Genomic DNA, 20,657 nt, shown 5'->3' with positions numbered 1-20,657 from the left:
TCCTGTGGGGGCTGGGTGAGTAAAGGGGGGTGAGTATCAGCTCAGCAGGACTTCTTTGACGAAGCGGCTACCGAAATAGGCAAGGGTCAGGATGAAGCTGCCGATCAGGCTCAGGGTGATGACCTTGCGACCGCGCCAGCCACGGGTGTGATGACCCCACAGCAGCAGCACGTAGACGCACCAGGCCAGGATCGAGAGGATCGCCTTGTGGGATTTGCCCTGGGCGAACATGTCTTCCAGGAAGAAGAGGCCGGAGGCGATGGAGAGGGTCAGCAGGAACAGGCCCGCCGAGATGAGCTGGAACAGCCGTTTCTCGACCGTCATCAAGGGAGGCATGGCCGGCAACTGACTGATCTTGCGCGACTTCAGCTGCCTGTCCAGACAGGCGAGCTGCAGCGCGAACAGGCAGGCGATCATCAGTACCGAATAGGCCATCAGCGCGAGCCCTATGTGCAGCAGCAGCTGGGGATGGGCCTCCAGATGGGTGATATAGCGACCCGGGATCAGGGCGCTGGCGGCCAGCAGCAGGGCGGAGAAACTGTAGACCACGGGCAGCAGGATCCAGCCGTTGAAGCGGCGGGTGACGCAGGTCATGAAGCAGCTGATGATGAGGCTGACCAGGGACGCGACGTTGAGCATGCTCAGATTCTGTCCTGAATGGGTCACCAGCACTTCGCCGGCCACGGCGGCGCCGTGCCCGATCAGGGCCAGTCCGATACAGGCAAACAGGGGAGCTTGCCCCACAGGTTTGGCACTGAGCAGCAGGTGCAGCGAGGCGATGATGGCCAGCAGATAGAACGCCAGGGCCAGAACAGAGATCACGATCATAACCAGGTCGTTGTTGAACAGGCAGTTGGGAATAGGAGAGGCAGTATACCTTGCACAAGATGTGCTCGCCAGTTGTGCTACCGCCGATCTGCCCATATATAGGGAGCAGGTCCCCATTGCTGCCGTGCGGTGAATAATCGTCCTCGCGTCCGCTCTGGGTTATAATGCCCCCAATTTATTACGCCAAGAACCGGAATCCGTCATGTTTGAGAATTTGACTGAACGACTCTCGCGCACCTTGCGCAATGTCAGTGGGCGCGGTCGCCTGACCGAAGAGAACATCAAGGATACCTTGCGCGAAGTCCGCATGGCGCTGCTCGAGGCGGACGTCGCCCTGCCGGTGGTGCGTGACTTCGTCGCTCGCGTCAAGGAGCGGGCCGTTGGCCAAGAAGTGGCCAAGTCCCTGAGTCCTGGCCAAGCCTTCATCAAGATAGTGCACGGTGAACTGGTTTCCGTGATGGGCGAAGCCAACGAACAGCTCAATCTGGCTGCCCAGCCGCCGGCCATCATATTGATGGCGGGTCTGCAGGGCGCCGGTAAGACCACCACGGTCGGCAAACTGGCCAAGCTGCTAAAAGAACGCAGCAAGAAGAAGGTGCTGGTTGTCAGTGCCGACGTCTATCGCCCTGCGGCGATCAAGCAGCTGGAGACGCTGGCGAGCGACATCGGTGTCGATTTCTTCCCGAGCGACGCCAGTCAGAAACCGGTCGACATCGCCACCGCCGCCATCGATCAGGCGCGCAAGAAGTTCTATGACGTGGTGATAGTGGATACCGCCGGTCGTCTGCACGTCGACAGCGACATGATGGACGAGATCATCCATCTCCACGCCACCATCAAGCCGATCGAGACCCTGTTCGTGGTGGACGCCATGACGGGTCAGGATGCCGCCAACACCGCCAAGGCGTTCAACGAGGCGCTGCCGCTCACCGGCGTGATCCTCACCAAGGCGGACGGCGACGCTCGCGGTGGTGCCGCCCTTTCCGTGCGCCACATCACCGGCAAGCCGGTCAAGTTCATCGGTATGGGTGAGAAGACAGATGCGCTGGAGCCGTTCCATCCGGATCGTCTCGCCTCCCGCATCCTCGGCATGGGCGATGTGCTGTCGCTTATCGAGGAAGTGGAGCGCAATGTCGACAAAGAAAAAGCCGCCAAGCTGGCCAACAAGGTCAAGAGTGGCAAGGGCTTCGATCTGGAAGACTTCCGCGAACAGCTGGCCCAGATGCGCAACATGGGCGGCATGATGGGTATGCTCGACAAGCTGCCGGGCATGTCCGGTCTGCCGGACAACGTCAAAGATCAGATGGATGACAAGCTGACCGTGCGAATGGAGGCCATCATCAGCTCCATGACGCCCAGGGAGCGTGCCCACCCCGATCTCATCAAGGGCTCTCGCAAGCGCCGTATCGCTGCCGGTTCCGGTATGCAGGTGCAGGATGTGAACAAGTTGCTCAAGCAGTTCACCGAGATGCAGCGCATGATGAAGAAGATGTCCGGCAAGGGCGGCATGCGCAAGATGATGGGCCAGATGAAGAACATGTTGCCGCCAGGATTCGGTGGTGGTCGCGGACCTTTCTGATCCCGACCGTTTCAGCCAGGCCAAGGGCTCACCAAAGGTGGGCCCTTTTCATTGTGAGCCTTGTGCAAAAAATGGCTGGCTTGGTTGCAATTATTACGAATCCAAGTAGAATTACGCGGCTTATTTTAAGCTAGGGTCCGCGTGTTTGCGGGCCTTGTTCATTAGATGTTAATGAGGACGATATGGTAACCATTCGTTTACAACGTGGTGGCGCGAAAAAGCGTCCGTTTTACCAGGTAGTAGTTTCTGACAGCCGTTGCGCCCGTGACGGTCGCTTCATCGAGCGCGTTGGTTTCTTCAACCCGGTTGCTTCTGGTTCTGCCGAAAAGCTGAACCTGGACATGGCTCGTATTGAGCATTGGGTTGCTACTGGTGCCGCTGTTTCTGACCGCGTTGCCAAGCTGATCAAAGACGCTGCCAAAGCTGCTTAATCAGCCCAACGGTAAGGAGTTAAGGTGGAAAAACCTATAGTTCTGGGCACCCTGGGTACCGTTTATGGCATCAAGGGCTGGCTTAAAGTGAACTCCTTCACCGATGTTGCCGAAGCGATTTTCGATTACAACCCCTGGCTGATCAATCAGAACGGGGCGTGGCGTGAACTCAAGGTTTCGGCCTGGAAGCGTCACAACAAGGGTTTGATTTGCAAGATCGAGGGTATCGATCTGCGTGAAGATGCCCTGGCATTGACCAATGTCGAGATTGGCGTTCCCGCCGATCTGTTGCCTGCGTTGCCTGAAGGTGAGTTCTACTGGCGTGACCTGATTGGTTGCTCGGTATCGACCACCAAGGGATACGACCTGGGCAAGGTGACCGAATTGATGGAAACCGGCTCCAACGATGTGTTGGTGGTTGAGGCCAATGTAAAAGATGCCTTTGGCGCAAAGGAGCGGTTGATTCCGTTCCTGGAAGAGCAGGTGATCAAGAACATTGATCTGACTGCTCGCACAATCGAAGTTGATTGGGATCCTGGTTTCTAGTTTCCCGCGGTAACACAAGTGCCGGAGGTTTCTTATGTGGATTGGGGTGATTAGCCTCTTCCCAGAAATGTTCCGAGCCATTACCGAGCACGGGGTAACGGGTCGGGCCGTCAAGAGTGGCCTGCTGCAGATTGAGTGCTGGAACCCCCGGGACTTTACCCACGACAAACACCGTACGGTCGACGATCGTCCTTATGGTGGTGGGCCCGGCATGTTAATGATGGTTCAGCCGCTGCGTGACGCGATTCATGCAGCCAAGCAAGCGGCGGGAGACGGGGCGAAAGTCATCTATCTCTCTCCTCAGGGACGCAAGCTGACTCAAGCGGGCGTGACCGAGTTGGCGACGAATCAGAAACTGATTCTGGTCGCCGGTCGATACGAAGGTATCGATGAACGCGTGATACAAACCGAAGTCGACGAAGAGTGGTCTATCGGGGATTACGTGTTAAGTGGTGGCGAGTTGCCTGCCATGACCCTGATCGATGCGGTTTCGCGTCTGGTCCCCGGGGTTTTGGGCGATCAGGCCAGTGCCGAGCAGGACTCCTTCACGGATGGCCTGCTGGATCATCCCCACTACACTCGGCCGGAGTTGTTGGATGGATTGGCGGTGCCCGAGGCGCTGACAAGCGGCAATCACGAAGTGATTCGACGCTGGCGTCTCAAACAGTCGCTCGGACGAACCTGGCAAAGAAGGCCGGAACTTATTAACAACCTAGCTCTGACTGACGAGCAAGAATCACTTCTTGCCGAGTATGTCCGCGAAGTGCGTGACAGCGTTAAGTAGAGTTTTCAGTTTATCCTAGGTAAGGAAAGACAATGAGCAAGATTATTCAGCAGCTTGAACAAGAGCAACTGCGTACCGACATCCCGGCATTTGCCCAGGGCGACACCGTACGTGTTCAAGTTCGTGTTAAAGAAGGTGGCAAAGAGCGTCTGCAGGCTTTCGAAGGCATCGTTATTGCCAAGCGTAACCGCGGTCTGCACTCTGCTTTCACCGTTCGCAAGATCTCCAACGGCGAAGGTGTTGAGCGTGTATTCCAGACTCACTCTCCGCTGATCCACAGTGTAGAACTGAAGCGTCGTGGTGATGTTCGCCGCGCCAAACTGTACTACCTGCGCAACCTGTCCGGCAAAGCTGCTCGTATCAAAGAGAAGCTCAACTAATTCGATTCGAATTGGTGTCGGTATGTCGGCGAAAAGCTCGACAGGTAGTGAAAAGGCTCGCCAATGGCGAGCCTTTTTTGTATCCGCAATTCGGGGGCTGGCCAGACGTGCCAGTGTTCTGCTTGTCGTCTACTGACTAACCCGCACCACCGAGTTGTCACGTCCGAAGGGGCCGGGTACGTAGTCATCCGCCGCCCAGTCGTTGTCGTAGTGAGTCTCACCGTTCGGTTGCACCAGCTGGTAGCAGTATTCGAAATGGCTGGGGCCATCGGTGGGCAGATTCAGGGTGGTCTTGAACTCACCGCTTTTCATCCGTTTGAGCTCTATGGGTTGCCACTGGCTGAACTCCCCCAGCAACAGCACCTGCTCGGCCTCTCCTGCTGCCTCTTTTTCCACTGCGAAGGTCACCTTGACCTCGGGACGAGACTTGAGAAATTGCTTGTTGATCGGCATGACGCCTCCTTGTCATTGATTGCGAAGAAAGGGGTTCTACCTATTTTTATATCACTTTATGACAAGGATATTGATAGTGCAGATCAAACGGGCAGGGCAAAGTTGCGCTGCAGCAGGCTATGAGTGAATCCTATCTTGAGGTAAAAGCCCCGTGGCAGGGTCAGGATCGGCTGGCCGTTGCGGCCGATGGCGCGAGTCAGTGCCTTGTTGTTGGCCGCCTTGGGACGTAGCTGTATCACCTGGCCGTAGCGGGCGCTGATCTGCTCCACCTCTCCCAGCACTATCATGTCCATCAACTCCTCCCAGTCCTGGCGCAGCAGTCTCTCTTCCTCTTCGCTCGGGCTCCACATCAGCGGCATGCCGATCCTGCGCTCGCCGATGGGGATATTGCGGCTGCCTTCTACCGGGATCCAGAGTACTCGCGAGAGTTTGTTGCGCACGTTCGACTGCTCCCAACGCTGGCCGCTGACGCCGATCAACGGCGCCACGCAGACGAAGGTGGTCTCCAGCGGCTTGCCATGAGGATCGATGGGGATCGTCTTGAGCTCTATGCCGAGATCCGGGAAGTCCTGCTCCGGCTTGCTGCCGGCGCTGGCACCTAGCTGCCACTCGATCAGCTGGCCGACCCAACCCTTGTCCCGCCTCAGATCCCGCGGGACGGCGATGCCGGCATCGGCAGCCAGTTGTGCCAGCGTGAAGCCCGCCATGGCATAGGCTCGGCTCAATAACTCCTGCTCGGACTGGGGTTGGGTGGGCATGCATGGCTCCTGCAAAGGGTGATTATTCTAGCAAGTCTGATCCCCGGTGAGGATCGCTGTTTTTATAACCGATCCTGTCGAGGGGGTACGCATAGGGGACGGTTTTGTATTTAGGTACTTATCATAATGATTTTTAAAGGATTTGTCTTTGTCGTGCCGATCTATCCCAAACAGGATCCCGACTTGAAATAGTTGTCCAAGGGTTTGCTCATGCTGTTGCACACAGTTATCCACAGAAATCTTGGATAACTGATTAGAAGCGGTAATAGTCGGGGTGTTGTTACAAAAAAATGTGAAATAACAGTGATTTTTGCTGCGATGACAGGGCAGATAGTGTGCCAAGCCTGTGGATAAATTAGCCGTGCTGGATCTTTGAACAGTCGAACTTGTTCACAATCTGGATCCCGGATCTTCGGCCGGGAAAGACATGGATCTTGATCCAGCATCATGCATTTAACACCATGTATTTAAATACATATTTAGTTTTTATCATCATGCTGTATGCTGAAGCCCAGGGTAGAGCAGATAAATAAAACTACTGTATATACCCGCTTGCTCACAGGCTTATGCACAGTCTGGGTGGGCAACTTGCGGGACTTGATCCTCGGGTTTGTTTATAAGTCGGCTTGAAATTGAAAGTTATTCATGAGTGGAGGATTGCAGTCCTTGTTTGCTGCTACGGGGTGAATGTGGAACAATCTCCTTATAGATTCAGCCTTTATAAGGTGATCACGTGATAGATGGCGACGGGTTTCGTCCCAATGTCGGAATCGTGATCTGTAACCGTGACGGGCAAGTATTGTGGGCTAAGCGCTATGGGCAGCACTCCTGGCAGTTTCCGCAGGGGGGGGTTGATGACGGTGAGACGCCTGAGCAGGCCATGTATCGTGAGCTGTATGAGGAGATAGGCCTCAAGCCCGAGGATGTGACCATCATGGCCACCAGTCGCAACTGGCTGAAGTACCGCTTGCCAAAACGTCTTGTTCGTTGGGACAGTTCACCGGTCTGTATTGGCCAAAAACAAAAATGGTTCTTGCTACAGCTGGATCCGGGCAGGGAGTCCGGGATCCAGTTTGGCTGTCATGGCCACCCCGAGTTTGATGATTGGCGTTGGGTCAGCTTCTGGTATCCGGTACGCCAGGTTGTCTCCTTCAAGCGAGAAGTCTATCGGCGGGTGATGAAGGAGTTTGCGCCGCTGGCGATGCCAGTGCCTGTGGTGCAAGTTAATCGGAAAGATGGGCGGCGCAACCGCTCTCGCTAAGGAGCACACCTAGTTGCTGACGGAACTCAGACGCATCGTCGAAAGCATGGCCGAAGCCAACACCCTGGAGCTGGCCCTGCAGGCATTGGTCAGCCAGACCCGACTGGCTATGATGGTGGATTGCTGTTCCGTCTATGTCTCTGAACCGGACATGCGCCGCTACCGGCTGGCTGCGACCGATGGTCTGGCCGAGTCGGCGGTAGGCAAGGCGACCCTGCCATTCGAGCAGGGCATAGTCGGTCTGGTGGGTCAGCGCGAAGAGCTGATCAACCTGGCCGATGCCCCCTCCCATCCCAGTTTCAAATTCCTGCCCGATGTCGCCGAAGAGGCGTTTCGCTCCTTCCTTGGCGCCCCCATCATGCATCAGCGTCAGGTGGTGGGCATTCTGGTGGTGCAGCAGAAGGACAGTCGCCTCTTCGATGAGGGGGAGGAGTCCTTTATGGTCACGCTGGCGGCCCAGCTGGCGGCCCGCATCGCCCAGGCGCAGGCCAAGGGCTGGTTGCAGAAGACTGACTGGAGCAAGCCGCTGCGCGGCATCGCCGGGGCCAGCGGCATTGCCATGGCCAAGGCCTGGGTGTGGCGGCCCCGCAAGGAGCTCAGCTCCATCACCCCGCGTAAGGATGAGGAGCACGCCAAGCAGCTGGAGCGGCTGAATGTGGCGGTGGAAGAGGTACGCCACGATCTGGAGAGTCTGGCGCTGCGGTTTCGCGAGAGCTACAGCCAGGATTCGGTCGCCATCTTCGACATCTATTTGCATCTGCTCAACGATCCCGGTTACATCAAGCCCATCCGCAACAAGGTGAGCAAGGAACACTGGACGGCGGTGTCGGCGGTCAAGCTCATCAGCGACCGGCTGATCGATCAGTTCAAGGGGATGAAGGATCCCTACCTGCAGGAGCGATCCACCGATGTGAAGGACATAGCCCAGCGGCTCATCAGCCGACTGGTGCAGAATGAACCGGAACACATCACGGTCGGCGAGCCCGTGGTGCTGGTCGCCGATGAGGTGACGGCTACCATACTCGCCGAAGTACCGCGGGAATTCCTGACCGGGGTAGTCTCCCTCAAGGGCGGCACCAACTCCCATGCCGCTATACTGGCCCGCGCCATGGGGGTAGCGGCCATCATGGGGGTGGATCTGCCGCTCGGCGACATAGGTGGTCGCATGCTGGTGGTCGACGGCTACAGCGGCGATCTCTTCATCGAGCCCAATCAGGTGATCCTGACCGAGTATCGGCAACTGCTCAACGAGGAGCGAGCGCTCGATACCCTGGTGCGCAGCGTCGACAACCAGCCATCGGAAACCGCCGACGGTACGCCGGTCTCCTTGCTGCTCAACGCGGGCCTGAGCGCCGACACCGAGATCTCTCTCAATCATCTGGCGGACGGGGTCGGGCTCTATCGTACCGAAATCCCCTTCATGCTGCAGGACAGCTTTCCCTCCGAGTGGGAGCAGACGGCGCGCTATCGCGGCATCCTGGAAACCTATCGCAATCGCCCTGTCTGCATGCGTACGCTGGACGTGGGAGGCGACAAGCAGTTGCCCTATTTCCCCATCGTCGAGGAAAATCCCTTCCTTGGCTGGCGAGGGATCCGGCTCACCCTGGATCACCCCGAACTGTTTCTGGTTCAGCTCAAGGCCATGCTGCGGGCCAGCGAGGGGCTGGACAACCTGGCCATCATGCTGCCGATGATCAGCAGCGTCAGCGAAATCAGAGCCTCCCGCCGGCTGCTGGATCAGGCTTGGCGAGAAGTGTCGGAAGAAGCGGCCAGCCGCGATGCGGTGATCCGCTACCCCAGTCTGGGGGTGATGATCGAAGTACCTTCCGCCCTCTATATACTGCCCGAGATGGCGCCGCTTATCGATTTCTGGTCGGTGGGCAGCAATGACCTGACGCAATACCTGCTGGCAGTGGATCGCAACAATGCCCGCGTCGCCAACATCTATGATGCCTTCCATCCTGCGGTGATCCGCGCCCTGCAGCTGCTGGTCGATGCCTCCCATCGCTACCAGAAACCTGTCTCCGTATGCGGCGAGCTGGCCGGTGATCCGGTCGGTGTGCTCTTGCTGCTGGCCATGGGCTATCGGCGCTTCAGCATGAACACCCACAACATCGCCCGGATCAAGTACGTGCTGCGTCAATCCACTCTGAGCGAACTGACCGCGCTGATGGCAGACGGCCTCAAGCACGACAATCCTCACGTGCTGCGTGGCCTGTTCGCCCGTTACCTGGAAGAGCACGGTCTGGGTGGCTTGCTGCGGGCCGGTCACAAGACGAAACGACCTGATTGATAATCATGCCTTGTCCCTGCTGACGAATGATCGGAAAATGCGGCTTTTCTTATGACTGGGGCCGCATATGCAGCACGATGGATATTGGGTTTTCTCGCAGGTTGATCCTGTAGCATTCAGTTTGGGGCCACTGTCGGTACGCTGGTACGGTCTCATGTACCTGTTTGGCTTTGCCTTTGCCATGTGGCTGGCGGGGCGCCGTGCCGATGCACCGAATAGCGGCTGGACCCGCAACGAGGTCTCCGACCTGCTGTTTTACGGCTTCCTCGGGGTGATCCTGGGTGGTCGGGTCGGTTACGTGCTGTTTTACAACTTCGACATGTTCTTGGCCGATCCCCTCTACCTGTTCAAGATCTGGACCGGTGGCATGTCGTTCCACGGTGGCCTGCTCGGGGTCATCACCGCGATGGTCTGGTTTGCCCACAAGACCAAGCGCCACTTCTTCACCGTGGCCGACTTTGTGGCACCGCTTATTCCGTTCGGCCTCGGTGTCGGCCGCATCGGCAACTTCCTCAATGGCGAGCTGTGGGGCCGGGTGACCGATGTGCCCTGGGCCATCATATTCCCGGAGGCGGGCCCGGAGCCGCGCCATCCCTCCCAGCTCTATCAGTTCGCACTGGAAGGGGTGGTGCTGTTCATCATCCTGAACCTGTTCTGGCGCAAGAACCCGCCCCGTGGTGCCATCTCAGGCCTGTTCCTGTTCTGCTACGGCCTGTTCCGTTTCCTGGTGGAGTTTGTCCGCCAGCCAGACAGCCAGCTGGGTCTCTACTTCCAGGAGATCAGCATGGGCCAGATCCTCTCCACTCCGATGATCATCGCCGGCGCCCTGATGATCTGGGCTGCCTATAAACGCCCGCAACTGTTCGGTAACGGTTCGAAGGAGGCAAAGCAATGAGGGCTTATCTCGACCTGATGCAGAAGATCCTGGATGAGGGCTCCGTCAAATCCGATCGGACCGGCACCGGCACCGTCTCCCTGTTCGGTCATCAGATGCGCTTCAATCTGGCGGACGGTTTTCCGCTGGTTACCACCAAGAAGTGTCACCTGCGTTCCATCATTCACGAGCTGCTCTGGTTCCTCAACGGCGACACCAATACCGCCTATCTTAAAGAGCACGGCGTCAGCATCTGGGATGAGTGGGCCGACGAGAACGGCGATCTGGGGCCTGTCTATGGTGCCCAGTGGCGCTCTTGGCCGGCGGCCGATGGCACCGTCATCGATCAGATCCAGCGGGCGATGGATGACATCAAGCACAATCCGGATTCGCGCCGCATCATAGTCTCCGCCTGGAACGTGGGCGAGCTGGACAAGATGGCGCTGGCTCCCTGCCACGCCTTCTTCCAGTTCTATGTGGCGGACGGCAAGCTCTCCTGCCAGCTCTACCAGCGCAGCTGTGATGTGTTCCTCGGCCTGCCGTTCAACATCGCCAGCTACGCACTGCTGACCCACATGATGGCTCAGCAGTGCGATCTGGAAGTGGGGGATTTCGTCTGGACCGGTGGTGACGTGCACCTCTACTCCAATCATATGGAGCAGACGGCGCTGCAGCTCTCACGCGAGCCGCGTCCGCTGCCGAACTTGGTGATCAAGCGCAAGCCGGACTCGATCTTTGACTACAAGTTTGAGGATTTCGAGATCGAGGGTTACGACCCCCATCCCGGCATCAAGGCGCCCGTCGCCATCTGATATCAAGGCGCCCCAGGGCGCCTTTTTTATGCGTAAAAACAGGTAGATATTCATTTTCATGCTTGAAAATAGAGAGTTGGCAGTACCGCAATGAAAGATGCCTTTGGTAGCGTTGTTTTAGTTTTTGTTCGGTTTTTCCGTTGTATTCAGCAGTAAGAAACGATTTTTCAAGAGTTGTTATCAGTTATAGACTCAACGTAAAGTAATTATGTGGATATTTTAACCATGAGCGACGTCATCAAAAAGTTCCTGAAGCTGGAGGCTGCCTCCGGAATAATTCTGATCATGGCGGCCATACTGGCAATGATATTGGCTAACACGAGTCTGGCTGGTGGCTATCAGGCATTCCTCGATACGCCGGTGCAGGTGCGCATCGCAGCGCTCGACATCAACAAACCGCTGCTGCTCTGGATCAACGACGGCTTGATGGCGGTCTTCTTCCTGCTGGTCGGGCTTGAGGTCAAGCGCGAGATGCTGGAAGGGGCACTATCTTCTCGGGTGCAGGCGACCTTCCCGGCCATCGCTGCAGTCGGTGGCATGCTTGCCCCTGCGCTCATCTACGCCTTTTTCAACTACTCGGACGAAGTGGCGCGCGCCGGTTGGGCCATTCCCGCCGCGACTGACATTGCCTTCGCCCTCGGGGTGATGGCGCTGCTTGGCAAGCGGGTGCCGGTGAGCCTCAAGGTGTTCCTGCTGGCGCTGGCTATCATGGACGACCTCGGGGTCATCATCATCATCGCGCTCTTCTACACCCAGCAGCTGTCGCTGACTGCGCTGGCGGTTGGCATACTCGCGACCCTGACCCTGCTGTGGATGAATCGCCGTGGCGAGGATCGGATCAGCCTCTACATGCTGGTTGGGCTGGTGCTTTGGGTGGCGGTGCTCAAATCTGGTGTCCACGCGACGCTGGCCGGCGTGGTGGTGGGCTTCATGATCCCGCTCAATGGCAAGCGTTATGCCTCGCCGCTCAAGCACTTGGAACATTCGCTGCATCCCTGGAGTGCCTACCTGATCCTGCCGTTGTTCGCCTTTGCCAATGCGGGAGTGTCACTGGACGGAATAGGCCTCTCGTCTCTGCTGAGCCCGGTACCGATGGGCATCATGCTGGGGCTATTTATCGGCAAGCCGCTCGGGGTGTTCACCATCAGCTGGCTGGCAGTCAAGCTGGGTATCGCCCAACTGCCGAACGGGGTCAACTTCAAGCATATTTTTGCGGTCAGTATCTTGTGTGGCATCGGCTTTACCATGTCGATGTTCATCGCATCGCTGGCGTTCGAGCATGGCGGATTGGATTACGGCAACTATTCACGCCTTGGGATCCTGGTGGGCTCCACCATGGCGGCGATAGTCGGTTATCTCGCCCTGCGGATGGCACTTCCCAAGCGGGAGGCGGATCAAAACACGGAGGGGTTATGAGAAAACTAGGATGGTTGGCCATGCTGGCTAGCCCGCTGATCTGGGCGGGCAGTCTGGAGGATTGCCAGCAGAATGCGGCATCAGCCAGTTGTTCAGCCTATCTCAACGGGGTAGTCGACAGCGCACTCATGCTGGGAGACAAACAGGCCAAGGCACAGTTCGGTGAAACCTTCAGCGAGCGTGCGTTGAGCAGCCGGGCTGGCGAGATGCTCAAGCATTCCAACAAGCGCTACTGCGGGGATCGGACCCCTGACAAGTCCCGTCTCAAGTCCAGCCTGATGGAGCAGTTCACCGCAAACAAGGTTGACTCGATCAGCGACATGTATGACATTCTGGCGGCTGAACTCAGCTGCTACCGGAGTCCGCGTACCGCGGGAACCCCATCGGATGTCACACCTTAACTACAACCATCTTTACTATTTTTGGATGACTCAGAAGAAGGGCTCCGTCACCCAGGCGGCGGAAGCCCTCTTCCTGACCCCGCAGACAGTCACCGGCCAGATCAAGCTGTTGGAACAGCGGCTCGGTGGCAAGCTGCTGATGCGCAAGGGGCGCTCTCTCGAGGCCACCGAGCTCGGCCAGCTGGTATTTCGCTACGCCGACAAGATGTTCAGCCTCTCCTACGAGATGCTGGATATCGTCAACTATCGCAAGGAGAGCCAGATCCTGTTCGACGTCGGCATTGCCGATGCGCTCTCCAAACGCCTTGCCAGCCGGGTACTACTCTCCGTTATTCCCAACGATGGCTCCATCCACCTGCGTTGTTTCGAATCGACCCACGAGCTGCTGCTGGAACAGTTGAGCGAGCACAAACTCGACATGATCCTCTCCGACTGCCCCGTTGACTCCAGCCAGCACGCGGGCCTGCTCTCCAAGCGACTCGGCGGCTGTGGCGTCAGCTTCTTCTGCAAGGCGCCGTTGCCCGAGAAGCCCTTTCCCGCCTGTCTGGAGGAACGCAAGCTGCTGATCCCGGGACGCCGTACCGCCATGGGCCGCCAGTTGACCCAGTGGTTCGAGCAGCAGGGGATCTCCCCCAGCATCCTCGGGGAGTTCGACGATGCCGCCTTGATGAAGGCCTTCGGCTTCTTCAACCAGGGCATCTTCATGGCCCCCACCATCTATCGGGAAGAGATCCTGGAAGGGGAGGAGGTGATGCTGATCGGGGAGACCCAGGATTTGATGGAAGAGTATTACGTTATCTTCGCCGAGCGGATGATCCAGCATCCGGCAGTAAAACGGGTATGCGAGAGTGATTTTTCCTTCCTGTTCGCGGGGCAGGAGGACTTGACCACGATTCAGCCGGCAACCCTGTCATTTTAAATCTACGGGTCACAGAGTATGATTCTTGCCTCGGACGAGAGGGGATGAGATGCAACTGGAAGAGATGGAGGCGAATGCGAGCCGGGCGGTGGCACTGCTCAAGGCGCTGGCCAATGAACGACGACTGTTTATTCTGTGTCAGCTGCAGGATCGGGAACTGTCGGTGGGGGAGCTCAACGAGGTGCTAGGGCTTAGCCAGTCGGCACTGTCACAGCACTTGGCCGTGCTTCGGCGGGATGAGTTGGTAGAGACGCGAAAAGAGGCCCAGACGGTCTACTATTCGCTGCGCAGCCATGAGGTGCGCGAGATGATTGGTCTGCTGCACAAACTTTACTGCAGCGCAGATAAATAAAAACCGGCACTGAGGCCGGTTTTTTTAGCTTTATACAGCCGAAGCTGATTAAGCCATAGCTTTGATCTGGGCAGACAGGCGGCTCTTGTGACGAGCAGCTTTGTTCTTGTGGATCAGGCCTTTGGTAGCCATGCGATCCATGATCGGCTGAGCGGTAGCAAAAGCAGCAACGGCAGCAGCTTTGTCGCCAGAAGCGATGGCAGCAATTACTTTCTTCAGATAGGTACGGGTCATTGAACGACGGCTGGCGTTGTGTTGACGACGTTTCTCTGACTGAATCGCGCGCTTCTTAGCAGATTTGATATTAGCCAAGGTAAAACTCCTAAAACTGTCTTAGCGAGTGTATTGAAAAGGCCCGGAAATATGCCTTCTCAACCACATATTGTCAAATGATTTGTGCAAATAAACACCGCCCCCCAGTGGTGTGTCTGTTGGGAGGCGGTTAAACTGTCGGCCGATTCTACCAGCATTCTTTCCATTCTGACAGTTCCAGAGGCTTCGTCTTGAGTAAGAAATTGATCAAATCCGGCATGATAGTGTCCGGAATGACGCTGGCGTCCCGTGTGATGGGCTTGGTTCGCGATGTGGTCATCGCCAATCTGCTCGGCGCCGGGGTGGCCGCAGACGTCTTCTTCTTTGCCAACCGCATTCCCAACTTTCTGCGCCGGCTATTCGCCGAAGGCGCTTTCAACCAGGCTTTTGTTCCCGTGATGACGGAGTACAAGAAGAAAGGCGATGAGCACGAGGTGCGCGAACTGCTTGCCGCCGTGGCGGGCACGCTCGGTGGCATAGTCACCATAGTTACCCTGCTCGGGGTGCTGGGCTCTGGGGTACTGACGGCCCTGTTTGGCTGGGGCTGGTTCTGGGACTGGTTGCATGGCGGGCCGGCGGCCGAGAAGTTCGAGCTGGCGAGCCTGATGCTCAAAATCACCTTCCCCTATCTCTGGTTCATCACCTTTACCGCCATGGCTGGAGCCATACTCAACACCTTTGGCCGCTTTGCCGTATCCTCGTTTACGCCGGTGTTTCTCAACCTCACCATGATAGCGGCGGCCTGGTGGATTGCGCCCTTGATGGAGCGGCCAGAGATTGCCCTCGCCATCGGTGTCTTTCTGGGGGGGCTGGTACAGTTCCTGTTCCAGTATCCCTTCCTGCGTCAGATCAACATGTTGGTGTGGCCCAAGTGGGGTTGGCATCATCCCGGAGTGATCAAGATCCGCACCCTGATGATCCCGGCGCTGTTTGGTGTCTCGGTCAGCCAGATCAACTTGCTGATCAACACCATGCTCGCTTCCTTTCTTGCTACCGGCGCCATCAGCTACCTCTATTACTCGGATCGCCTGCTGGAGTTTCCCCTCGGCCTGTTTGCCGTGGCCATCAGTACCGTGATCCTGCCTGCGTTGGCAAAGAAGCACGTGGATGAGGACCCAGTCGACTTCTCCCGCACCATGGACTGGGGGGTACGGATGGTGATGTTGCTCGGCCTGCCTGCCATGGTGGGAATCGCCGTGTTGCGTGAGCCCATACTGCGCGTGCTCTTCATGCGCGGTCAGTTCGGCCTGCACGAGGTGAGCATGTCCAGTGCCAGCCTGCTGGCCTCTACAACAGGCTTGCTCTCCTTGATGCTGATCAAGGTGCTGGCACCCGGCTACTACGCCCGTCAGGATACCCGTACTCCTGTGCGGATCGGGATGATGTCCATGGCCGCCAACATGGTCTGCAATCTCATCTTTATCTTCCCGCTTGGCTATGTGGGACTGGCGCTGTCGACCGCCTGCTCAGGTACCTTGAATGCGGCCTTGTTGTTCAAGGGGTTGTATCAGCAGTCGGTCTACCGTCCGTCCCGCAATACCGGGGTCTTTTGCCTCAAGCTGCTGGTGGCGACCGTGCTGATGGGGGGGCTGCTTGGCTACCTGTCGCCGGATCTTGCTCAATGGGGAGCCTGGGGCATGGGCAAGGCCAGCCTGCAGCTGACCATGTTGCTCTGTTTGGGTGGGGCCGTGTATGGCGTCATACTGCTGGCGCTGGGCATTCGGCCAAGACACCTGAGATCGGGTCAGTAACCGGAGTGACACTGCCGCCATGGGTGGGTGAACCTTGTACGGCATCATCCTGATGGCATTCGGAATTTGACCCGGATGCCTGAAATCGGCCCATGAGGGCTGACCCTGCCTGCTGGCTGATATATAATCCGCCGATTTCCATGGCAGCAACGCACAAGGCACTGATGGAGCTTATTCGCGGTATTCACAATATCAAGCCCCGTCACCGGGGGTGTGTATTGACCATAGGCAACTTTGATGGGGTCCATCAGGGTCACCATGCCGTGCTGGCACGCCTGCAGGAAAAAGCCGTCCAACTCGGTCTGCCCGCCTGCGTCATGCTGTTCGAGCCTCAGCCCCTTGAGCTGTTTGCCGGGGCGGCTGCGCCAGCCCGCCTCAGCCGGTTGCGGGAGAAATACGAAGCGCTCAGGGACATGCAGATCGACCGCATGCTCTGCGTGCGCTTCAGCCATCGCTTCGCCGAGCAGTCCGCCGCTACCTTCATCGAGCAGTTGCTGGTGGAGAAGCTGGGTGTGCACTATCTGGTGGTGGGGGATGATTTTCGTTTCGGCAAGGGGCGGGAAGGGGACTTCCACCTGCTGGAGGAGGCGGGTCGTCGCTTCGGTTTCGAGGTGATCAGCACCCAGAGCTTCCAGCTTGAACGCCAGCGGGTCAGCAGCACCCTGGTGCGCGAGGCCCTCAAAGCCGGCCGGATGGCGGAGGTGGAGCTGATGCTCGGCCGCCCTTATACCATCAGCGGTCGGGTGGCCCACGGTGACAAACTGGGTCGCACCATAGGTTTTCCCACTGCCAATCTGGCGCTCAAACGCCAGGTGATCCCGGTCGGTGGCGTGTTCGCGGTGGAAGTGGTATGTTCCGGCAAGACCTTCCCCGGTGTCGCCAATGTGGGTGTACGGCCTACCTTGAGCGGTACACAAGCCAGATTGGAAGTACATCTATTTGATTTTTCTGGCGATCTATATGGTCAACAGGTCAAGGTGCTGCTTCGCCACAAGCTGCGCGAAGAGCAGAAGTTTGCCTCTTTCACCGCCTTGAAAGAGCAGATCGAACGAGATGCCCTGGCGGCCCGAGCCTGGTTCGGGCTGCCACTACTCAATTTACCCAGCACTCTTTTAGAAAAGAAGGGAACCCAGGACTGATGAGCGACTATAAACACACCCTGAATCTTCCGGAAACCGAGTTTCCGATGCGTGGCGATCTGGCCAAACGCGAACCCAACATGCTGAAACGTTGGTACGATCAGGATCTTTACGGCGCCATTCGCCGCGCCAAAGCGGGCAAGCCCTCCTTCATTCTGCATGATGGCCCTCCCTACGCGAACGGCAGCATTCACATCGGTCACTCGGTCAACAAGATCCTGAAAGATGTCATCATCAAGTCCAAGGGCCTCTCCGGCTTCGATTCTCCCTATGTGCCCGGCTGGGATTGCCACGGTCTGCCCATCGAACTGAAAGTAGAAGGCATGGTCGGCAAGCCGGGCGAGAAGGTCTCCGCCGCCGAGTTTCGCGCCGAGTGCCGCAGATATGCCAAGACCCAGATCGAAGCGCAGAAGACCGACTTCATCCGTCTGGGCGTGCTGGGTGACTGGGAACATCCCTACCTGACCATGGATTTTGGCACCGAAGCCAACATCATTCGCTCCATGGCCAAGATCGTCGAAAACGGCCATTTGCACAAAGGCTCCAAGCCGGTGCACTGGTGTACCGATTGTGGCTCCGCGCTGGCGGAAGCCGAGGTTGAGTACTACGACAAGAACTCCCCCTCCATCGACGTGCGTTTCAAGGCCGTCGACGAGGCTGCCGTTGCCACCAAGTTTGACTGCCCCGAAGGCCACACCGGCAAGGGCCCGCTCTCCGTGGTGATCTGGACCACCACTCCCTGGACCCTGCCGGCCAACCGTGGCGTCGCCATGCATGCCGATCTGGACTATGCCCTGGTGCAGGTAGATGGCGAGCATCCGGAGCGCCTGATCCTGGCGGCCGATCTGGTCAAGGACGTGATGGACCGCGCTGGTATCGAGCAGTTCCACAACCTGGGCTATGCCAAGGGCGCTGCGCTCGAGCTGTTGCGTTTCAACCACCCCTTCTACAGCTTCGATGTGCCTGTCGTGCTGGGTGATCACGTTACTCTGGATGCCGGTACCGGCGCGGTGCACACCGCCCCTGGCCACGGTCAGGAAGACTTTGTAGTTGGTCAGAAGTACGGTCTGGAAGTGGCCAACCCGGTTGGCAGCAACGGCGTTTACCTGCCGGATACCGAATTGTTTGCCGGCCAGCACGTGTTCAAGGCCAATGCGGCCGTGGTCGAGGTGTTGAACGAGCGTGGCGCCCTGCTGCACCACATGGTGTTCAACCACTCCTACCCGCACTGCTGGCGTCACAAGACCCCGATCATCTTCCGTGCCACCCCGCAGTGGTTCATCAGCATGGAACAGAAGGGTCTGCGTCAGCGCGCGCTGGAAGAGATAGAGCGCATCGAGAAAGACGGGATCACCCAGCACGGCCAGAGCGGCTGGGTACCTGCCTGGGGCAAGAACCGCATCCAGGCCATGGTCGAGAACCGTCCTGACTGGTGCATCTCCCGTCAGCGTACCTGGGGCGTGCCCATCTCCCTGTTTGTTCACAAGGAGACTCAGCAACTGCACCCGGAATCCGTGCGTCTGATGCACGAAGTAGCCAAGCGGGTCGAGCAGGCCGGCATTCAGGCCTGGTGGGATCTGGACAAGGCCGAGCTGCTGGGCAGCGACGCCGACATGTACGACAAGGTGCCCGACACCCTGGACGTCTGGTTTGACTCCGGCTCGACTCACTCCTCCGTGGTCGATGCCCGTCCCGAGTTCAACGGTCACTCCGCCGACCTCTATCTGGAAGGTTCCGACCAGCACCGTGGCTGGTTCATGTCCTCCCTGATGATCGGCGTGGCCATGAAAGACAAGGCACCCTACAACCAGGTGCTGACTCACGGCTTCACCGTAGATGGTCAGGGTCGCAAGATGTCCAAGTCCATCGGCAACGTGGTCAGCCCGCAGGACGTGATGAACAAGCTGGGTGCCGACATATTGCGTCTGTGGGTCGCCAGTACCGATTACACCGGCGAGATGACGGTCTCCGACGAGATCCTCAAGCGCTCTGCCGATGCCTATCGCCGCATCCGCAACACCGCCCGCTTCCTCTTGGCTAACCTGAATGGCTTCAATCCGGCAACTGACATGGTGGCCCCGGCTGACATGGTGGTGGTGGATCGCTGGGCCGTGGGTCGTGCCAAGGCGGTACAGGCCGAGATAGTGACGGCATTCGACGAGTACAACTTCCACGGCGTGACCCAGAAGTTGATGCAGTTCTGCTCCATCGAGATGGGCTCCTTCTACCTGGACGTCATCAAGGACCGTCAGTACACCGCCAAGGCGGACAGCCTGGCTCGTCGCTCCTGCCAGACTGCTCTGTATCACATCGTGGAAGCCATGGTGCGCTGGATGGCGCCTATCATGAGCTTCACCGCCGATGAAATCTGGGCCCTGCTGCCGGGTGAGCGCAGCGAGTTCGTGTTCACCGAGGAGTGGTATGACGGCCTGTTCGGACTGGCTGCCGGCGAGCAGATGGGCGATGCCTTCTGGGCCGAGATCCTGACCGTGCGTGGTGAAGTGAACAAGGCGCTGGAAGCTGCCCGTGGCGAGAAGCGCATCGGCGGCTCCCTGCAGGCTGAACTGACCCTGTTCGCCAAGCCGGCACTGGCCGAGCGCCTGAATGCCCTGGCCGATGAGCTGCGCTTCGTGCTGCTCACCTCCAAGGCCAAGGTGGTGGTGGCTGACAGTGCACCGGAAGGTTCCGTTGCGACCGAACGCGATGACCTCTGGCTGAACGTGGCTCAGTCTGCCGCTGCCAAGTGCGACCGCTGCTGGCACCATGTTGAAGACGTGGGCACCATAGTTGGTCACGAAGAGATCTGTGGCCGCTGCGTCACCAACGTTGAGGGTGACGGCGAAACGCGTCAATTTGCCTGATGAACATGACTCATAACAAGAGCGGCCTGCGTTGGCTGTGGCTGGCTGTGCTGGCATTCGTACTGGACCAGGCGAGCAAGCTCGCCGTGGTCAAGTTGCTGCCGTTTGGCTATCCGGGGGTGGAGATCACCCCCTTCTTCAATCTGGTGCACGTCTACAACAAGGGCGCGGCGTTCAGCTTCCTGGCCGATCAGGGGGGCTGGCAGCGCTGGTTCTTCGCCGTGCTGGCGTTTGCCATCTGCGGGCTGCTGATCCACTGGCTGCGCAAGCAGTCGGTCACTCAGCGCTGGAGCGGTATCGCCTACTCCCTGATCATCGGCGGCGCCCTTGGCAACGTGTTTGATCGACTGGTATTGGGCCACGTGGTCGATTTTCTCGACTTCTACTGGCAGCGCTCCCATTGGCCGGCGTTCAATCTGGCCGACAGCTTCATCTTTATCGGTGCCGCCATGATAGTGCTGGAAGGCTTCCGTTCCGAGAAGAAGAGGGAAGGGTCATGAGTCAATC

21 protein-coding genes are annotated in these 20,657 nt (G+C 58.1%); 17 read left to right on the top strand and 4 right to left on the bottom strand.

Annotated elements, in window-relative coordinates; all coding sequences use genetic code 11:
- Positions 1-36: 36 nt before the first annotated feature.
- On the bottom strand, positions 37-828 hold the full coding sequence (locus ACW5XD_RS04510; RefSeq protein ID WP_065402074.1) for a cytochrome C assembly family protein: 792 nt from the start codon (positions 826-828) through the stop codon (positions 37-39).
- 202 nt (positions 829-1,030) lie between these two features.
- Here ACW5XD_RS04510 and ffh point away from each other — a divergent pair, with 202 nt between their 5' ends.
- The 5 genes from ffh to rplS all read left to right on the top strand — a co-directional run bounded on the left by ffh (position 1,031) and on the right by rplS (position 4,548).
- Positions 1,031-2,407, top strand: a complete 1,377-nt coding sequence (ffh, locus tag ACW5XD_RS04505) for a signal recognition particle protein (RefSeq protein WP_042038808.1) — start codon at positions 1,031-1,033, stop codon at positions 2,405-2,407.
- Positions 2,408-2,589: 182 nt separating this feature from the next.
- Positions 2,590-2,838 (top strand): 30S ribosomal protein S16, encoded by a 249-nt coding sequence (rpsP, locus tag ACW5XD_RS04500; protein WP_456493819.1) that lies wholly within the window; start codon positions 2,590-2,592, stop codon positions 2,836-2,838.
- 24 nt (positions 2,839-2,862) lie between these two features.
- Positions 2,863-3,384: a ribosome maturation factor RimM gene (gene rimM / locus ACW5XD_RS04495; protein WP_456493818.1), complete on the top strand. Its 522-nt coding sequence runs from the start codon at positions 2,863-2,865 to the stop codon at positions 3,382-3,384.
- A gap of 34 nt (positions 3,385-3,418) precedes the next feature.
- A complete protein-coding gene (gene trmD, locus ACW5XD_RS04490) occupies positions 3,419-4,168 on the top strand; it encodes a tRNA (guanosine(37)-N1)-methyltransferase TrmD (RefSeq protein ID WP_011704631.1) in 750 nt (249 codons plus the stop codon).
- Between the two features lie 32 nt (positions 4,169-4,200).
- Positions 4,201-4,548, top strand: coding sequence for a 50S ribosomal protein L19 (gene rplS, locus ACW5XD_RS04485; protein ID WP_005313505.1), 348 nt, complete (start codon positions 4,201-4,203; stop codon positions 4,546-4,548).
- A gap of 129 nt (positions 4,549-4,677) precedes the next feature.
- Here rplS and ACW5XD_RS04480 read toward each other — a convergent pair whose 3' ends face one another.
- Both ACW5XD_RS04480 and mutH read right to left on the bottom strand, forming a co-directional pair.
- Positions 4,678-5,001 carry an isoamylase early set domain-containing protein gene (locus ACW5XD_RS04480; RefSeq protein ID WP_456493817.1) on the bottom strand — a complete coding sequence of 108 codons (324 nt, stop codon included), beginning with the start codon at positions 4,999-5,001 and terminating at the stop codon, positions 4,678-4,680.
- Between the two features lie 83 nt (positions 5,002-5,084).
- The gene (gene mutH, locus ACW5XD_RS04475; protein ID WP_456493816.1) at positions 5,085-5,759 is read right to left on the bottom strand and encodes a DNA mismatch repair endonuclease MutH; all 675 of its coding nucleotides are present in this window, start codon (positions 5,757-5,759) and stop codon (positions 5,085-5,087) included.
- A gap of 733 nt (positions 5,760-6,492) precedes the next feature.
- On the opposite strand from mutH, the gene rppH reads away from it, so the two are divergent.
- The 8 genes from rppH to ACW5XD_RS04435 all read left to right on the top strand — a co-directional run bounded on the left by rppH (position 6,493) and on the right by ACW5XD_RS04435 (position 14,087).
- Positions 6,493-7,020, top strand: a complete 528-nt coding sequence (rppH, locus tag ACW5XD_RS04470; protein ID WP_456493815.1) for an RNA pyrophosphohydrolase — start codon at positions 6,493-6,495, stop codon at positions 7,018-7,020.
- Positions 7,021-7,033: 13 nt separating this feature from the next.
- Entirely contained in the window at positions 7,034-9,313 is a 2,280-nt protein-coding gene (gene ptsP / locus ACW5XD_RS04465) for a phosphoenolpyruvate--protein phosphotransferase (RefSeq protein WP_456493814.1), read from the top strand.
- A gap of 67 nt (positions 9,314-9,380) precedes the next feature.
- Positions 9,381-10,208 carry a prolipoprotein diacylglyceryl transferase gene (gene lgt / locus ACW5XD_RS04460; RefSeq protein ID WP_456493813.1) on the top strand — a complete coding sequence of 276 codons (828 nt, stop codon included), beginning with the start codon at positions 9,381-9,383 and terminating at the stop codon, positions 10,206-10,208.
- Positions 10,205-10,999: a thymidylate synthase gene (gene thyA / locus ACW5XD_RS04455; protein WP_456493812.1), complete on the top strand. Its 795-nt coding sequence runs from the start codon at positions 10,205-10,207 to the stop codon at positions 10,997-10,999. The genes lgt and thyA overlap by 4 nt, the downstream gene beginning before the upstream one ends.
- 225 nt (positions 11,000-11,224) lie before the next feature.
- Entirely contained in the window at positions 11,225-12,415 is a 1,191-nt protein-coding gene (gene nhaA / locus ACW5XD_RS04450) for a Na+/H+ antiporter NhaA (protein WP_456493811.1), read from the top strand.
- Positions 12,412-12,816 carry a hypothetical protein gene (locus ACW5XD_RS04445; RefSeq protein ID WP_456493810.1) on the top strand — a complete coding sequence of 135 codons (405 nt, stop codon included), beginning with the start codon at positions 12,412-12,414 and terminating at the stop codon, positions 12,814-12,816. Before nhaA ends, ACW5XD_RS04445 begins: the two co-directional genes overlap by 4 nt.
- On the top strand, positions 12,803-13,735 hold the full coding sequence (gene nhaR, locus ACW5XD_RS04440; protein ID WP_456493809.1) for a transcriptional activator NhaR: 933 nt from the start codon (positions 12,803-12,805) through the stop codon (positions 13,733-13,735). Before ACW5XD_RS04445 ends, nhaR begins: the two co-directional genes overlap by 14 nt.
- A gap of 49 nt (positions 13,736-13,784) precedes the next feature.
- Positions 13,785-14,087, top strand: coding sequence for an ArsR/SmtB family transcription factor (locus tag ACW5XD_RS04435; protein ID WP_456493808.1), 303 nt, complete (start codon positions 13,785-13,787; stop codon positions 14,085-14,087).
- Positions 14,088-14,135: 48 nt separating this feature from the next.
- Here ACW5XD_RS04435 and rpsT read toward each other — a convergent pair whose 3' ends face one another.
- Positions 14,136-14,399, bottom strand: coding sequence for a 30S ribosomal protein S20 (rpsT, locus tag ACW5XD_RS04430; RefSeq protein WP_005892298.1), 264 nt, complete (start codon positions 14,397-14,399; stop codon positions 14,136-14,138).
- Positions 14,400-14,590: 191 nt separating this feature from the next.
- On the opposite strand from rpsT, the gene murJ reads away from it, so the two are divergent.
- The 4 genes from murJ to lspA all read left to right on the top strand — a co-directional run bounded on the left by murJ (position 14,591) and on the right by lspA (position 20,650).
- A complete protein-coding gene (gene murJ / locus ACW5XD_RS04425; protein ID WP_456493807.1) occupies positions 14,591-16,150 on the top strand; it encodes a murein biosynthesis integral membrane protein MurJ in 1,560 nt (519 codons plus the stop codon).
- Between the two features lie 164 nt (positions 16,151-16,314).
- Positions 16,315-17,289, top strand: a complete 975-nt coding sequence (gene ribF / locus ACW5XD_RS04420; RefSeq protein ID WP_456494064.1) for a bifunctional riboflavin kinase/FAD synthetase — start codon at positions 16,315-16,317, stop codon at positions 17,287-17,289.
- Entirely contained in the window at positions 17,289-20,150 is a 2,862-nt protein-coding gene (ileS, locus tag ACW5XD_RS04415; protein WP_456493806.1) for an isoleucine--tRNA ligase, read from the top strand. Before ribF ends, ileS begins: the two co-directional genes overlap by 1 nt.
- Complete coding sequence (gene lspA, locus ACW5XD_RS04410) at positions 20,150-20,650, top strand: signal peptidase II (RefSeq protein WP_456493805.1); 501 nt, start codon at positions 20,150-20,152, stop codon at positions 20,648-20,650. Before ileS ends, lspA begins: the two co-directional genes overlap by 1 nt.
- Positions 20,651-20,657 lie beyond the last annotated feature (7 nt).

This window comes from Aeromonas enterica (assembly GCF_054052465.1).
This window is presented reverse-complemented; position numbering and strand designations above follow the sequence as displayed.

Bases quoted from the DNA above. Each gene is read 5' to 3' on its own strand.
- ACW5XD_RS04510 (WP_065402074.1), bottom strand. From the start codon at position 828: ATGATCGTGATCTCTGTTCTGGCCCTGGCGTTCTATCTGCTGGCCATC.
- ffh (WP_042038808.1), top strand. From the start codon at position 1,031: ATGTTTGAGAATTTGACTGAACGACTCTCGCGCACCTTGCGCAATGTC.
- rpsP (WP_456493819.1), top strand. From the start codon at position 2,590: ATGGTAACCATTCGTTTACAACGTGGTGGCGCGAAAAAGCGTCCGTTT.
- trmD (WP_011704631.1), top strand. From the start codon at position 3,419: ATGTGGATTGGGGTGATTAGCCTCTTCCCAGAAATGTTCCGAGCCATT.
- rplS (WP_005313505.1), top strand. From the start codon at position 4,201: ATGAGCAAGATTATTCAGCAGCTTGAACAAGAGCAACTGCGTACCGAC.
- ACW5XD_RS04480 (WP_456493817.1), bottom strand. From the start codon at position 5,001: ATGCCGATCAACAAGCAATTTCTCAAGTCTCGTCCCGAGGTCAAGGTG.
- mutH (WP_456493816.1), bottom strand. From the start codon at position 5,759: ATGCCCACCCAACCCCAGTCCGAGCAGGAGTTATTGAGCCGAGCCTAT.
- lgt (WP_456493813.1), top strand. From the start codon at position 9,381: ATGCAGCACGATGGATATTGGGTTTTCTCGCAGGTTGATCCTGTAGCA.
- thyA (WP_456493812.1), top strand. From the start codon at position 10,205: ATGAGGGCTTATCTCGACCTGATGCAGAAGATCCTGGATGAGGGCTCC.
- nhaA (WP_456493811.1), top strand. From the start codon at position 11,225: ATGAGCGACGTCATCAAAAAGTTCCTGAAGCTGGAGGCTGCCTCCGGA.
- ACW5XD_RS04445 (WP_456493810.1), top strand. From the start codon at position 12,412: ATGAGAAAACTAGGATGGTTGGCCATGCTGGCTAGCCCGCTGATCTGG.
- nhaR (WP_456493809.1), top strand. From the start codon at position 12,803: ATGTCACACCTTAACTACAACCATCTTTACTATTTTTGGATGACTCAG.
- ACW5XD_RS04435 (WP_456493808.1), top strand. From the start codon at position 13,785: ATGCAACTGGAAGAGATGGAGGCGAATGCGAGCCGGGCGGTGGCACTG.
- ribF (WP_456494064.1), top strand. From the start codon at position 16,315: ATGGAGCTTATTCGCGGTATTCACAATATCAAGCCCCGTCACCGGGGG.
- ileS (WP_456493806.1), top strand. From the start codon at position 17,289: ATGAGCGACTATAAACACACCCTGAATCTTCCGGAAACCGAGTTTCCG.
- lspA (WP_456493805.1), top strand. From the start codon at position 20,150: ATGAACATGACTCATAACAAGAGCGGCCTGCGTTGGCTGTGGCTGGCT.